At 67.0% G+C, this 14,694-nt stretch carries 15 protein-coding genes; 10 read left to right on the top strand and 5 right to left on the bottom strand.

Annotation, left to right across the window (positions count from 1 at the left end; translation table 11 throughout):
• Positions 1–111 precede the first annotated feature (111 nt).
• Both AC3B6C_RS21815 and AC3B6C_RS21810 read right to left on the bottom strand, forming a co-directional pair.
• Positions 112–507: a universal stress protein gene (locus tag AC3B6C_RS21815; protein WP_014927217.1), complete on the bottom strand. Its 396-nt coding sequence runs from the start codon at positions 505–507 to the stop codon at positions 112–114.
• Positions 507–1,547: a 2-hydroxyacid dehydrogenase gene (locus tag AC3B6C_RS21810; protein WP_488374114.1), complete on the bottom strand. Its 1,041-nt coding sequence runs from the start codon at positions 1,545–1,547 to the stop codon at positions 507–509. Before AC3B6C_RS21810 ends, AC3B6C_RS21815 begins: the two co-directional genes overlap by 1 nt.
• 371 nt (positions 1,548–1,918) lie before the next feature.
• Between AC3B6C_RS21810 and AC3B6C_RS21805 the strand changes: the two genes are divergently transcribed.
• The 8 genes from AC3B6C_RS21805 to AC3B6C_RS21770 are packed head-to-tail and all read left to right on the top strand — an operon-like array spanning position 1,919 to position 10,697.
• On the top strand, positions 1,919–3,493 hold the full coding sequence (locus AC3B6C_RS21805) for an ABC transporter substrate-binding protein (RefSeq protein ID WP_488374113.1): 1,575 nt from the start codon (positions 1,919–1,921) through the stop codon (positions 3,491–3,493).
• Between the two features lie 17 nt (positions 3,494–3,510).
• Complete coding sequence (locus tag AC3B6C_RS21800) at positions 3,511–4,437, top strand: ABC transporter permease (protein ID WP_014927214.1); 927 nt, start codon at positions 3,511–3,513, stop codon at positions 4,435–4,437.
• 31 nt (positions 4,438–4,468) lie between these two features.
• Positions 4,469–5,467, top strand: coding sequence for an ABC transporter permease (locus AC3B6C_RS21795; protein WP_010842374.1), 999 nt, complete (start codon positions 4,469–4,471; stop codon positions 5,465–5,467).
• Complete coding sequence (locus AC3B6C_RS21790; RefSeq protein ID WP_488374112.1) at positions 5,464–6,483, top strand: ABC transporter ATP-binding protein; 1,020 nt, start codon at positions 5,464–5,466, stop codon at positions 6,481–6,483. Before AC3B6C_RS21795 ends, AC3B6C_RS21790 begins: the two co-directional genes overlap by 4 nt.
• Positions 6,476–7,543 (top strand): ABC transporter ATP-binding protein, encoded by a 1,068-nt coding sequence (locus AC3B6C_RS21785; protein WP_014927211.1) that lies wholly within the window; start codon positions 6,476–6,478, stop codon positions 7,541–7,543. The genes AC3B6C_RS21790 and AC3B6C_RS21785 overlap by 8 nt, the downstream gene beginning before the upstream one ends.
• Positions 7,544–7,571: 28 nt before the next feature.
• A complete protein-coding gene (locus AC3B6C_RS21780) occupies positions 7,572–8,291 on the top strand; it encodes a sulfite exporter TauE/SafE family protein (RefSeq protein WP_010842377.1) in 720 nt (239 codons plus the stop codon).
• 20 nt (positions 8,292–8,311) lie between these two features.
• A complete protein-coding gene (locus AC3B6C_RS21775; RefSeq protein ID WP_488357914.1) occupies positions 8,312–9,670 on the top strand; it encodes an enolase C-terminal domain-like protein in 1,359 nt (452 codons plus the stop codon).
• 4 nt (positions 9,671–9,674) lie between these two features.
• Positions 9,675–10,697, top strand: coding sequence for a 2-hydroxyacid dehydrogenase (locus AC3B6C_RS21770; RefSeq protein ID WP_488374111.1), 1,023 nt, complete (start codon positions 9,675–9,677; stop codon positions 10,695–10,697).
• 269 nt (positions 10,698–10,966) lie between these two features.
• On the opposite strand, the gene aqpZ is transcribed toward AC3B6C_RS21770, so the two are convergent.
• The 3 genes from aqpZ to AC3B6C_RS21755 form a co-directional block, all read right to left on the bottom strand.
• A complete protein-coding gene (gene aqpZ / locus AC3B6C_RS21765) occupies positions 10,967–11,746 on the bottom strand; it encodes an aquaporin Z (RefSeq protein WP_488374110.1) in 780 nt (259 codons plus the stop codon).
• A 160-nt stretch (positions 11,747–11,906) separates the two neighbouring features.
• Positions 11,907–12,668, bottom strand: coding sequence for a pirin family protein (locus AC3B6C_RS21760; RefSeq protein ID WP_488374109.1), 762 nt, complete (start codon positions 12,666–12,668; stop codon positions 11,907–11,909).
• A gap of 73 nt (positions 12,669–12,741) precedes the next feature.
• The gene (locus AC3B6C_RS21755; RefSeq protein ID WP_010842382.1) at positions 12,742–13,416 is read right to left on the bottom strand and encodes a DUF1345 domain-containing protein; all 675 of its coding nucleotides are present in this window, start codon (positions 13,414–13,416) and stop codon (positions 12,742–12,744) included.
• 107 nt (positions 13,417–13,523) lie between these two features.
• Between AC3B6C_RS21755 and AC3B6C_RS21750 the strand changes: the two genes are divergently transcribed.
• Entirely contained in the window at positions 13,524–13,817 is a 294-nt protein-coding gene (locus AC3B6C_RS21750; protein WP_014927206.1) for a hypothetical protein, read from the top strand.
• Positions 13,814–14,638: a hypothetical protein gene (locus AC3B6C_RS21745; RefSeq protein ID WP_488374108.1), complete on the top strand. Its 825-nt coding sequence runs from the start codon at positions 13,814–13,816 to the stop codon at positions 14,636–14,638. The genes AC3B6C_RS21750 and AC3B6C_RS21745 overlap by 4 nt, the downstream gene beginning before the upstream one ends.
• The last annotated feature ends 56 nt before the right edge of the window (positions 14,639–14,694 follow it).

Below are 14,694 nucleotides of genomic sequence, written 5' to 3'. Positions count from 1 at the left end.
CTTCGTCGACGCGACCTCGATCGAAGTCGCCTCGACGAAAGGAAGTCTGCTGGTCGATCTCCGCCGGAAGGTGGTGATCAGGCTGCTGAGACCGACGCTCCGGAGAGCCGGTCAGACTGCGGCGCGTACCGGAGGCTTGACCGCGACCACCGGACACTGTGCGTCGAGCAGCACGCGCTGGACCACGCTGCCGGTCAGCAGTTTGCCGACCGGTGAACGCCTGCGCTGGCCGATCACCAGGAGCTCGGCCGCGTCGTCGTAGGACGCGTCGATGAGTTGATCGGCGTGCGACAGACCCGGATCGTTCTCGGCGACACGGTAGTCCACCTCGCCGGCCGCCGCGACGTCGCGGGCCTCCTCGAGATCGATCAGGAACTGCGGGGACGCGGCATCGTCACCGTCGGCCACGACCACGACGTCGGTGCCGCGCATCCGGGCCTCGGCGAAGCCGAACGGAAGTGCGCCGCGACCTTCGGGTGTCGGGAGATAGCTGAGGACGACAGACATCAGATGTCCTTTCGCAGCACGGGATTCGGGGCGACGACCGGGGTCGACAGATCGCCTGTCCGGAGGAACGACTCGAGGTTGGCGAGGGTGAGTTCTTCCATGGCGGCACGGGTCTCGACCGTGCCGCTCGCGAGGTGGGGGAGCAGTACGACGTTGTCCATGGACAGCAGCTCCGCGGGTACCTCCGGCTCGTGTGCGAACACGTCCAGGCCGGCGCCGGCCAGTCGTCCGTGCCGAAGCAGGTCGACGAGCGCGTTCTCGTCGACGACGCTGCCGCGGGCCACGTTGATGAGGTAGCCGTCGGGACCCAACGCCTCGAGGACGTCTCGATCGACGAGATGGCGCGTGTTCGCTCCACCGGCGGCCGCGACGATCAGCACGTCTGCCTGCGCGGCGAGCTCGACCGGTGACGCCGCGTAGCGGTACGGGGAGCCGGCCACCGGGCGCCGGTTGTGGTACGAGATCCGGCAGCCGAAGGCCTCGAGACGGTGGGCGATCGCGGACCCGATGCGCCCCAGCCCGAGGATGCCGATGTCGGTACCGGAGACCTTGCGGGTGAGGGGCACGTTGCCCTCCACAGGCCAGCGTCCGGCGCGGACGAACCGATCGGCCGCGGAGAGTCCCCGCATCGTGTCGAGCAGCAGTCCGACGGCGGTGTCGGCGACACAGTCGGTGAGGACGTCCGGGGTGTTGCTGACCCCGATGCCGAGTTCGGTTGCTCGAGCGACGTCGGTGGTGTCGTATCCGACGCCGAAGTGGACGATGGCGCCGAGGTTCGGCAGTGCGGCCATCAGGCCGGCGTCGACCCCGGTCCGGCCGGAGGTCACGACCGCGGTCACCGCCTCTGCATTGCGTGCGAGGAAGGAAGCCCGCGTCTGGTCGTCGTCCGGCAGTCGCTCGGCGCCATAGGTGTCGGCGAGGCGCTCCTCGAGCGAGGGCTTGAGGGGTCCGACTCGCAGAACAGAGCCGTGCTGAAATGAAAAAGACTCTGGTGCAACGGGTTCTGGTGCTGTCGCGGTACCGGTCGAACTGCTCGTCATGATTGACCTCCAGGAGTGCAGGACACAGACCGGTCCTTCGGTGGATGGGTTCCACGCTAGAAGCGGGCACGGATACCTGTCCAACACGCAAATAACATGGATCGATACTCAAACAGTATGGATGCGGCGTCGTCGATTCGGAAGGCGGAACGCCGGAGAGGAAAACTGTCAGGTCAGCGGCGTTTTCGAGCGATCCGGGCGTCGGCCCGGATGCTCTGCGGGAGGGGCCAAAAGCCGCCGAAACGGCCTTCTACTGGGCTTTTGCTCTGTTGACGCCGTCATTCCCCCGCTCATAGCGTGTGTCTACCGTCACAAACGCGGTCGAGCCCACCGCGAGATCACCCCCAGCTTCTCTGTCAACGGAGGTCCCCATGCAGATCGCAGCCCTGCGATCCCGGAAGCGCCCCGCGGCGTGTCTGATGACCCTGTCCGCGGTGGCCGTGCTCGCTGCCAGCGGTTGCAGCGTCGCGAACACGACCGCCGGCGAGAGCGCCTCCCCGGACACCCTGCGCATCGTCCTGCCCCAGGAACCGCCCACCCTGGAACCCTGCGATGCCTCCCTCACCGCGACCGGCGTCGTCGTCCGATCCAACATCACCGAGCCCCTCATCGAACGAAACCCGGACAGCGGCGCCCTGGAGCCGAGTCTCGCGACCGCGTGGAGGCAGGTGGAGCCGAACGTCTGGCGATTCACCACGGCCTCGGGGGTTGAGTTCAGCAACGGGCAGCCGTTCGACGCCGAGGATGCCGCGTTCTCGATCCGCCGCACATTCAACGGCGCTATCGGTTGCGACGTCAACGGCTATGTCTTCGACGACAGCACGCGCGAGGTGAGTGTCGTCGACCCGAACACGATCGAGGTCCGGACGGAAACGCCCGATCCGATCCTCCCGCTGCGCCTGTCCTTCATCGAGATCGTCCCGCGCACCACCGTCGCCGATGACAAAGTGCGCGTCCCGATCGGGACCGGGCCCTACATGGTCGACTTCTGGGATTCCGGCCAGCGGGTCGCGCTCAAGGCGAATCCGAACTATCACGGCGACGCGCCGCAGTTCAGCCGCGCGGTGTACCAGTGGCGCGGCGAGGGCAGCGTGCGCGCCGCGATGGTGACCAACGACGAGGCGGACATCGCCACGTCGCTGGGGCCCGAGGACGGAGCCGGCGATCTCGGCACCGCCTACACCAACAACGAGACGACGGCGCTGCGCATGCAGGCCACCGATGCCCCGCTGAACGATCAACGGGTGCGGGAGGCCATCGATCACGCCATCAATCGCGACGGTATCGTCAGCGCGCTGTTCCAGGGGCTCGGCACCCCCGCGGCCCAGCTGGTCGGCAAGGGCATCGTCGGGTACAACGATCGGCTCGAGCCGACCTCCTACGACCTGGACCGTGCGAAGGAACTGGTCGACGAAGCCCGGGCCGACGGTGTGCCGGTCGACCGCACGATCCGGCTGATCGGGCGTACGGGCCAGTTCCCGAAGATCAACGAGACCATCGAGAACATCCAGTTCACCCTCGATCGGATCGGCCTGGACGTCGACATCGAGATGATGGACACGTCCGGTCAGATGCAGTACCAGACACGGCCGTTCGTTCCCGGATCGGGACCCGTGCTGTTGATGATCATGCACGGCAACCAGGCCGGTGACACCCAGTTCACCCTGGACCAGTACATGCTGTCCGACGGCTACCAGAGCACCTACGGCACCGCGGCGTACGACGAGCAGATCCGCGCCGCCGAGGCGCTGACCGGAGCGGCACGTCAGGATGCACTCGCCGCGGTACTGGCGGCCGAACCCCGCGAGATCCGCCAATATGCCTACATCGCGCACATGCAAGCGGTCCTCGGTAAATCGAGTCGTATTGCCTACCAGCCCAATTCGGCCACCGGCGATGAGATGCGTCTCGCCGAGATGACCCACGCGCCAGCCCAGAACGACTGAAACAGAGGCGATGACCGATGCTCACCTTCCTCCGGCGCCGGATGTTCACCAGCCTGATCCCGCTGATCATCGTCTTGTTCGGCGTGTTCTTCATGGCTCGGCTGACCGGCGACCCCACCAATCTCTACCTACCCGTCTCCGCCACCCCGGACCAGCGTGCCGAGTTCGCCGCGGCCAACGGGCTCGACAAGCCGATCTGGCAGCAGATGACCGACTATCTGACCGGGGTGCTGCACCTCGACTTCGGTGAGTCGCTCAAGACGGGGCAGGAGGCGGCAGGCATGGCGCTCCGCGCCTTCCCGGCCACCCTGCAGCTCGCGTTCGTCACCTTGATCCTGTCGATCCTCGGGTCGATCGTGATCGGCTGCTGGGCGGCCTACCGGCCGAACTCCCTCGCCGACCGCTTCTCGAGCCTGCTGTCGATGACCGCGGCCAGCGTCCCCGACTTCTGGTTCGCGATCACCGGGATCTGGATCTTCGCGGTCGTGTTCGGCTGGTTGCCGACGTCGGGGACCGGCGGGATGCTGGCCTGGGTCCTGCCCATCGCGACCCTGATGATCCGGCCGCTCGGCGTACTCACCCAGGTCGTGCGCGGTGCCATGGTCTCCGCGCTCTCGGCGCCCTACGTGAAGGTGGCACGCAGCAAGGGAGCGGGGGATCTGCGGATCGTCACCCACCACGCCCTGCGCAACGCGGCCGCCCCGGCCCTCACCGTCGCAGGCGATCTCGCGGTCGGCCTGATCAACGGTGCGGTCATCGTCGAGGCCATCTTCGGATGGCCCGGCATCGGCAAGCTGATGATCGATTCGATCCTGCAACGTGACTTCGCGGTCCTGCAGGCAGCGGTGCTCCTCACCGCCATCAGCATCTTCATCCTGAACATCGTCATCGACGCGGGTCTCGCACTTCTGGACCCCCGCGTTCGTGACAAGGCCACGGTCTAGTCGCCGGCGACCATCGAGGAGTTCTGACACCATGTCCATCGTCACCGATCCCGTCGACACGACGAGTCCCGTCGCCTCGACCGACATCACCGGCGACTCCGTCGCCACCAAGAAGGTGCCAGCCGGGCAGCTGCCGTTGTGGCGGTTGTTGTTCCGCGACAAGTTCGCGACGGTCGCGGCGGGCATCCTGACCATCGTCCTGCTCACCGCGATCTTCGGTCCGTGGCTCGTCGGCGACGCCGCCACCGACCAGAACCTCGACGAGTCGAATCTCCCGCCGTTCAACCTGGACACGGGTTGGATGAACGTCCTGGGCACCGACCCGCTCGGACGCAGCATGCTCGCCCGGCTCATCGTCGCGTGTCAGACCACGCTGATGGTCTCCCTGCCCGCGGTGATCATCTCGTGCGTCGTCGGTTCGGCGATCGGCATGTGGGCGGGATACCACCGCGGGTGGCGGGAGACCACGGCGATGCGCATCGCCGACGTCATCATGAGCTTCCCGTCCCTGCTGCTCGCCGTCGTGATCCTGTACGTGTTCTCACCGAGTGCCGCCAACATCATCGCGGTGCTGGCGATCACCCGCATCCCGATCTACCTGCGGACCGCACGAGCCGAATCCGCCGAGCTCCAGAGCCGTGTGTTCGTCGACGCGGCAAGGACATTCGGCGCGAGCAGCGGTGCCATTCTTCGTGGTCACGTGATGCCGATCCTGCTTCCGACGCTGCTCACGGTCGCCACCCTCGACTTCTGTTACGTGATGCTCGCCGAGTCGTCGCTGTCGTTCCTCGGCATCGGAATCCAGCCGCCCGACATCAGCTGGGGACTGATGGTGTCGCAGGGCCGGACCTACCTGCAGACCGCCTGGTGGCTGTCGTTCTTCCCCGGCCTGGCCATCGTCATCACGACCGTGTCGGCCACGATGCTGGCCGCATGGGCGCGGATCGCGACCGATCCCGGCCAGCGGTGGCGACTGACCACCCCGAACGCCCGCAAGCGGTTCTTCTCCTCACGAAAGGCGCTGCGATGAGTGCTCCTGCCCTCGACCGGCCCGATGCCGGCACCGACGACCGCGTCGCGCTCGACGTCGTCGACCTGACCGTCGATCTGCGGACCCCCACCGGGACCGTCCGCGCCGTCGATCATGTCTCCTTCCGTGCCCGGCGCGGCGAAACGCTGGCGCTGCTCGGCGAATCCGGGTGCGGCAAGTCGATGACCGCGCAGGCGCTGGTCGGTCTGCTCGACCCGATCGCCTCGGTCTCCGACGGGTCGATCACGCTCGACTCCGTCGACCTGGTCTCCGCGTCGCCGTCGAAGCGGCGCAACATCGCCGGCACCGAACTCGCGATCGTGTTCCAGGACGCACTGACCGCGCTCAACCCGGTCTACCCGGTCGGCACCCAGCTCGCCGAGCCGTTCCGCATCCATCGCCGGATGTCGAGGAAGAAGGCCCGCCTCGAGGCGATCGAACTGATGCGTCACGTGGGCATCCCGGAACCGGAGTCCCGGGTCGACTCCTATCCCCACCAGTTCTCGGGCGGGATGCGGCAGCGTCTGCTGATCGCGATGGCGGTGGCGCTGAGCCCCAAGGTGCTGCTCGCCGACGAACCCACCACCGCGCTCGACGTCACGGTGCAGGCCCAGATCATGGCCCTGCTGAGCCGCCTCCGCACCGAGCACGACATGGCGGTCGTCCTGATCACCCACGACCTCGCGCTCGTCGCCGAACAGGCCGACCGCGTCGCGATCATGTACGCCGGCAACGTCGTCGAGACCGGACCGGTCGCCGAGGTCTTCGGCAGTCCGAAACACCCGTACACCAAGGGACTTCTCGATTCGGTACCCGTCAGTGCCGAACGGGGCGCCGACCTGAAGTCGATCGGCGGGACCCCGCCCGACCTGCACTCCATCCCGGCGGGCTGCGTGTATCAGGCGCGGTGTCCGCTGGCTCGGGCGCGGTGCGTCCAGCAACGCCCGACCCTCACGGCCACCGGCGCCGACCGCGCCGCCGCCTGCCACTTCTCGGAGGAGATCGACAATGCCTGAGACGACGACGAGGTTCGACAAGGCCCCGGCTCCGGCGGGCGGGGTCACCCCCGACACGAGCCGGGTCCTCGAGGTGCGCGACGTCGGAAAGACGTTCGCGGTGTCCGGCAAGGGCGGACGCAAGCAACTGCGGGCACTCGACGGGATCGACCTCGAGCTCCGCCGGGGCGAGACACTCGGACTCGTGGGCGAATCAGGTTGCGGCAAATCGACTCTCGCACGGACGCTGATGATGCTCGAGCGTCCCGACTCCGGCACCGTCCGTTGGGACGGCACCGATCCCTATCGGCTCAAGGGCAAGGACCTGCTCGCCCTGCGCCGCAAGGTGCAGATGGTGTTCCAGGATCCGTACGCCTCACTGAACAACCGCATGACGGCGGCCGAGATCATCGGCGAGCCGTGGCGCACCCACAAGGATCTGTACCCCCGCAAACGGGACCGGGCAGCTCGGGTACGCGAACTGCTGCACCTCGTCGGGCTGCGTCCGAGCGACGAGCACCGCAGTCCCCAGGAGTTCTCCGGCGGCCAGCGTCAGCGGCTGGGGATCGCTCGCGCGCTGGCGCTCGATCCCGAGGTGATCATCTGCGACGAGCCGGTGTCCGCCCTGGATCTGTCGGTACAGGCACAGGTGCTGAACCTGCTCAACGAACTCCAGCAGGAACTCGACATCTCCTACATCTTCATCTCCCATGACCTGTCCGTGGTCCGGCACGTGGCCGACCGGGTCGCGGTGATGTACCTCGGCAGGATCGTCGAGACGGGCAGCACCGAAGCCGTGTTCGACCATCCCGCGCACCCCTACACCGAGGCGCTGATGTCCGCGGCGCCGACCCTCGACGCCGAGAACCGCCGTGAGCGAATCCTTCTCAGCGGCGAGGTGCCCTCGCCGCTCAACCCGCCGTCGGGATGCCGCTTCCGGACGCGCTGCGCCCATGCCACCGACGTCTGCGCGACCGCCCTCCCGCCGGCCGTTGCCGACGGGCACCAGGCCGGTCACGTCGCCGAGTGCTACCACCCCCGCGGACGGGTCGCGCTGGGCATGCCCGCGCCGGCGGCATGAGTGCGCCCAGCATGAATGCCTCGGCCGCGTGAGCGTCGTCGCATGCGTGGTCATCGCCGTCGCCGTCTTCCTGGCGTCGTGCATGCAGGCCTCGATCGGCTTCGGGATGGGCATGCTCGCGGCACCGGTGGTTGCTCTGGTGGCGCCGACGCTGCTTCCCGGCATGTTGATCGCCTCCGCGACGACCGTGACGTTGCTGGTCGTCATCCGCGAGCGGGGGAGCCTGGACCTGCGCGGTACCGGGTGGGCGCTGATCGGCCGGGTCCCCGGGACCATCGCGGGCGCCCTGTTGCTGGTGTGGTTGCCGACCCGTGGGCTGTCGCTGTTGCTGGCCGCGGTCGTCCTCGGCGGGGTCGCGGTCGCGTCGGTCGGGTGGCGGCCGGCACCTGTGCGCCGCAACCTGGCGACCGCTGGCGCGGCGTCGGGATTGCTCGGCACGGCGACGTCCATCGGTGGACCACCCATGGCACTGGTGTACTCCGGCAAGGAGAACGCACACGTTCGCAGCAACATGAGTGCCTTCTTCCTCGTCGGAAGTCTGATGTCGCTGGGCGCCCTCGCCGCGACCGGGAGCCTCCGAGCGGAGATCCTCTGGGCATTCCTCGCACTGACACCGATCGTCGTCCTGGGCTTCGTCGCCTCCCGCGTCGTCAACCGGGTGCTCGACCGGAACCGGCTGCGCACCGTGTCGATCACGGTGTCGGCCATCGGCGCCGCCCTGCTCATCGGGCAACAGATCTTCTTCTGACACACGTGAAAGGACCAATCATGACGACAGCGACTTCGGCGCCGCGCGCCACGACGACCCCGGTCGTCACCGAGATGCGGGTGATCCCGGTTGCCGGACGGGACAGCATGCTGCTCAACCTCTCCGGTGCGCACGCCCCGTTCTTCACGCGCAACCTCGTGGTCCTCACCGACTCCGAGGGCAACCAGGGGGTCGGCGAGGTCCCCGGCGGTGAACCGATCCGGACCACGCTCGACGATGCGCGTCCGATCGTCGAGGGGCGCGGTATCGGCGAGTACAACGCGGTCCTGCAGGACATCCGGCGGACCTTCGCCGACCGCGACCGGGGTGGGCGCGGAGACCAGACCTTCGACCAGCGCATCACGATCCACGCGGTGACAGCCGTCGAATCGGCGCTGCTGGATCTCGTGGGCCAGCACCTCCGGGTACCGGTGGCCGCTCTGCTGGGAGAGGGACAGCAACGCGACCGGGTCGCCGCGCTGGGCTACCTGTTCTTCGTCGGGGACCGCACCAAGACGAACCTGGACTATGCAGACGGTGCCGGCGAGGCCGACGACTGGTTGCGCCTGCGCCATCAGGAGGCTCTCGACGCGGAGGGTGTCGTCGCGCTCGCCGAGGCGGCCCAGAAGCGCTACGGTTTCGCCGATTTCAAGCTGAAGGGCGGAGTACTGTCGCCCGATGAGGAGGCCGATGTCGTCACCGCGCTCGCCGAGCGCTTTCCGACGGCGCGGGTGACCCTGGACCCCAACGGCGGGTGGTTGCTCGAGGAAGCCATCCGGATCGGTGGACGCCTGCGCGATGTGGTCGCGTACGCCGAGGATCCGGTGGGGCCGGAGGGCAGGTTCTCCGGCCGTGAGGTCATGGCCGAGTTCAAACGCGCGACCGGACTCCCGACCGCGACGAACATGATCGCGACCGACTGGCGCGAGCTGGGACACACGATCCGGACGAACGCCGTCGACATCCCGTTGGCGGATCCGCATTTCTGGACCATGGCCGGCTCCGTGCGCGTCGCGCAACTCTGTGATGCCTGGGGCCTCACCTGGGGCTCGCACTCCAACAACCACTTCGACGTCTCGCTGGCGATGTTCACGCACGTCGCGGCCGCCGCGCCGGGCGAGATCACCGCGATCGACACGCACTGGATCTGGCAGGATGGACAGCGCCTGACCACCGAGCCGTACGAGATCGTCGACGGCCATCTCTCGGTTCCCGACCGGCCAGGACTCGGCGTCGAACTCGACATGGAGCAGGTGGAAGCGGCCCATCAGCTGTACCGCTCCGAAGGGCTCGGAGCGCGGGACGACGCGATCGGAATGCAGTTCCTCATCCCGGACTGGACCTTCGACAGCAAACGTCCCGCACTCGTGCGGAGCTGAGGCGGTGACGGAATCGGGGAGCGACGTCCTGAAAGTCGTGGTGGGCGAACGCAATTTCGCGCCACACCGCGAATTGTTCGAGAGTCTGCTGCCCGCCGGTGTCGACACCTCCTGGCACGCGACCTTCGACGAGGCCGCACTCGTGGCCGATCTGGCCGACGCCGATGTCTATGTCGGCGGCCGGGTGACGCCGGCGATGGCCCGGGCGGGTTCGGGGCTGCGGCTGGTGCTCACCGGCGGTGCCGGGACCGACAAGGTGAGTTTCGATGATCTTCCGGTGCACACCGAGGTGGCCAACACGTTTCACCATGAGGACTCGATCGCCGAGTACATCGCCGCCGCGGTGGTGACGGTGCGCCGCGACCTTCTCGTCCAAGACACGGCCCTCCGGCAGGGGTCGTGGGCGTCGGCGGTCTATCGAGACGGCGTTCCGCAACCACAGACCCTCAGCGGGGCCATGATCGGTTATGTCGGCTTCGGCCACATCGGTCGGCGAACCGCGGATCTGATGGGGGCATTCGGCGCGCGGGCCTGTGCGGTGACGGGTTCCGGCCGGGTCTCCGACGCCTCCGGGCTCGAATGGTACGGCGACACCGCCGATCTCGGTCGTCTTATGACGGAGTCCGACGTCGTGGTCGTCTCCGCGCCGCTGACGTCGAGCACGACAGGGATGATCGACGCCGCGCAGCTGCGACGGCTCGGGGCCTCGGGTGTGCTGGTGAACGTGGGCCGCGGCCCGCTCGTGGTCGAGCGGGATCTGTTCGAGGCGTTGCGGGACGGGGTGATCGGTGGCGCCGCGATCGACGTCTGGTATCGCTATCCGACCGCCGGTGATCAGGCGGATCCGTCGGAACTGCCGTTCGGCGAATTGCCCAATGTTCTGATGACCCCCCACATCTCGGGAGTCACCCGCGACACCTTCATCGGGCGGGTGCACGACATCACCGACAACATCTCCCGGCTTCGTTCGGGGCGGGACATCCTGCGCGTCGTCAGCAGGCCTCAATCGCCCAGCGCAACCATGTGATTGAGCCTGACCCGAGAGAACCGACCCCGCTGCTCCCTGAAAGAAGCGACCACACTGCTCCCTGAGGTGCGAGGAGCGATAGCGACGAGCCTCGAAGGGCCTGGTGACGCAAGTTTCGGAGCCCTTCGTGGCTCGCTTCGCTCGCACCTCAGGGAGCAGTGATCGGACCACATGCTCCGGGGCACCGGACAGAACGATGTCGGACGCGAACATCGATCCGCGCGTGGAACCTCGGAACTGACGTAGCGATCCGTCCCGAGCGGATCCGCTCAGGCGTCGGCTGTCTCGACCCGGTCCGGATCGGCCGCCGAGCGCTTGCCGTTCTGGAACAGCAGGGGGTAGAGGAGGCCGCCGATGAGTCCGCCGATCAGCGGGGCGAGCCAGAAGGCCCACAGCTGACCGGGGGCGCCGTTGCCGTTGAAGAAGGCGACCGCCGTCGACCGTGCCGGGTTGACCGAGGTGTTGCTGATCGGGATCGAGATCAGATGGATCAGGGTGAGGCACAGGCCGATGGCCAGTGGACCGAAGCCGGCGGGAGCGCGACCGTCGGTCGCACCCAGGATCACGATCAGGAAGAAGGCCGTCAACAGGATCTCCGCGATCAGCACTGCGGCCAGAGAGTAGTTGCCGGGGGAGTGTTCGCCGAATCCGTTGGCGGCCATGTTGCCCTCGGCTTCGAAGCCGGGTTGACCCTTCGCGATGAGGAAGAGCATCAGACCGGCGAGCAGACCGCCCACGACCTGCGCGATCCAGTAGGTGGGCAAATCTTTCCAGGACAGGCGACCGCTGACGGCGGCACCGAGCGTGATCGCGGGATTGAAGTGCGCTCCCGACACGTGCCCGACCGCGTAGGCCATGGTGACCACGGTCAGTCCGAATGCCAGTGCGACACCGAGGAATCCGATTCCGACCTGGAAGGTGTCCTGGCCGTCTTCGGATTGGGCGATCTGCTTGGCGGCGTAGATGGCACTACCGCATCCGCCGAACACCAACCAGAAGGTGCCGAAGAACTCAGCCGCAAGTCGTGCTGCGGGCGACGGAGAAGGCATGGACGTCCTTTCGCTCGGTGACCTGACCGTCGAGGCGCGCGAGGTGCCTCACCGTTCGAATGGCTCACACCCTAGCGGTGCTGCCGCAAACAGGCAGCAATATAACAAATCATGTGCAGATCAGTGAACAGGTCGGAGCTGCGGGATGTCCCGGCGACGGTCAGCGGGAAAACGTCGTGTGCATCTCCCAGAACAGGATCTCGGCTTCGGTTGTCGTGGAGACGGTGAGGGCGCCGAGGTCGGTCGTGCGCAGAGCGTCACCCTCGACGAGTCGTGCGCCGTCGTCGAGGTCGACGACGCCCCGGGCCACGTAGAGATGTCCGAACGGTGCCGGGGGCAGGGTGACCGATTGTCCGGGTCCGAGACGCGCGACGTGCAGTGCCGCGTCCGGGTTCTTGAGCGAGATCGCCGTGGTGGTGGCGTGTCCGGCCATTCCGGAAGCAACCGTCACCAGCCCGCCGGTGGCGAGGTCGGCGCTGAAATCGCGCTCGGCGTAACCGGGTTCACCCCCGGCGTGCTCGGGAGCGACCCACATCTGGACGACACGCAGGTCCCGGTCTTCGCTGCGCCGGGAAGCGTTCGCCTCTGTGTGGGTGATACCGCGGCCCGCGCTCATCCGCTGTGCGACGCCGGGGGTGATCACGCCGGCGTTGCCAAACGAATCACGATGAGCCACTGCGCCTTCGAGAACCCACGTGACGATCTCGGCGTCGCGGTGGAAGTGGGCCTCGAAACCTTCGCCGGCGTCGACGCGATCGTCGTTGTGGACGAGCAGGATGCCGTGTGCAATCGCGGTCAGGTCGAAGTTGCCGGTGACCGGGAAGGACTGGCGGGAATCGAGCCACTCGCTCCGGAAGACGTACCGGTCGGCGCCCCGGATGACCTGCCGCGACGTCGTGGTCGTGGCCCGTGTTTCGCTCATCGTCGATTCCGATCTCGTCCGGGGACTACGTCGGCTCAACCGCCACGTCGCCGACGCTATTCCGGTAGCACGGCTAGTCGAGGAGATTGACCGCGTTGGCCACGACCAGGCTGAGGATGACGATCGACAACAGTGACTGCGATGCCATCGCGAGCTTCGAGCGACGCGACAGCGGCATCACGTCGGTGGGACTGAACGCAGTTGCGTTCGTCAGTGCCAGGTAGAGGTAGTCGAAGAAGACGGGCCGCCAGTCCGGTGCTGCCAAGCGGGGCTCGAGTTGCTGGGGAAACGCGAGATCCGGGCGTTCGGCCGGGTGCAGGTGCCGGTTCACCGGACCGCCGCCGTCGAGTTCCCAGTAGAGGAACGCGAACGCGATGACGGTCTGCAGCCAGACGAGTGCTCCGGCGACCAGCAACTCGTTCGCCGCCTCGGTCTGCGGATTGCCGTACAGGAGATCCCACACGAGTCGTCCCGCAGCCCAGGCCGCGCCCGCGGCGATGGCCACGACGAGACCGATCGAGAGTGCTCGGACCCACCGTCCGGGACGGTCGATCCGGCCGGGATCCACCACGATCAGCATCAGCAGCACGGTCCCCTCGATCGCCGGGAGCAGCCAGGAGACGCCGGCGGCGTAGCGCGCGGGGAGCAGGAACGGGATCGCCATCGCGACCAGCACGAACCCCGATGCCGTCCAGCGTTGCTCGGCGCGGGGCAGGTTCTCCCCGGGAACTCGGTCGTCATCGTTCATCCGGAGGCCTTCGGTGTAGGGGCTACGACACGTTCGGCCAAGACCGTTGACTCGACGTGCCCGGCCGGTACTGTGTTGTGCATCACATAGGCAGGAAGGGATGTGCCATGATATCGACCGAGATGAAGGATCTGCATCGCAGTATCGGGGTCTTGCGGCATCACATGACCACGCTGCAGACGCAGTACGGCGATGTCGACGCCGTCCGGCGAATGTCCAACGATCTGGACCGTCTGGAGATCGACCTCCACGATTTCGAACACGCGCCACCGCCGCCGCTGCAGGCGAAGCTCGGGCGGGACCAGGTCATCTATGTTCCCGACAGCAAGTCCGACGAGTCGGCCTGGCTGGGCGCGCAAGACGAAGGGCTGGGCTTTCATTCGCGTGAGCGCACGAAGTGAGCGCCCCCGCGACTGAGCGGGACACAGTCGGGGTCTTCTCTCCGGGTCGCGCGCGGATCCTGGCGCGAACACTTCGCCAGGACAGATGGTGGCTCGCGCCGCTGCTGACTGTCACCGGTCTCGCGGCTTTCGTCATCTACGCCACCGTGCGGTCGTTCGTGCGGAGTGCCTATTACGTAGCGGATTACCACTACCTGTCGCCGTTCTACTCGCCCTGTCTGAGCGAGTCGTGCGTCCCTGGTGCCAGTCATTTCGGCACACCCTTTCCCGAGCTTCCGATGTGGATTCCGCTGGCGTTCTTGTCGCTGCCGTTCCTGCTCGGATTCCGGTTGACCTGTTACTACTATCGCAAGGCCTACTACCGTTCGGTCTGGTTGTCGCCGCCGGCATGCGCGGTCGCCGAACCGCACAGCCGGTACACGGGCGAGACCCGGTTGCCGCTGATCATCCAGAATTCGCATCGCTACTTCTTCTACGTCGCCGTGATCATCTCGGTGATCAACACCTACGACGCCGTCGTCGCGTTCCACGGCGCTGACGGCGGTTTCGGATTCGGGCTGGGCAACGTCATCCTCGTCGTGAACGTGCTGCTGCTGTGGACCTACACGGTGTCGTGCCACTCGTGTCGCCACGTCACCGGCGGCCGGCTCAAGCATTTCTCGAAACATCCGGTGCGGTACCGGATCTGGACCCAGGTATCCAAACTGAACACCCGACACATGCAGTTCGCCTGGATCACACTCGGCACGTTGGTGCTCACCGACCTCTACATCATGCTGGTCGCCAGCAACACCATCTCGGACCTGAGGTTCGTGGGTTGACCTGTTGAGACACAACGCCTGTTGTGCAGCCGTTTTCAACGTTGGGAGTCGCGCCA

The organism is Gordonia sp. 11cp (genome assembly GCF_057767225.1).
Note: the sequence above shows the minus strand (reverse complement) of the source record. Positions and strands in the feature narration are given on the sequence as shown.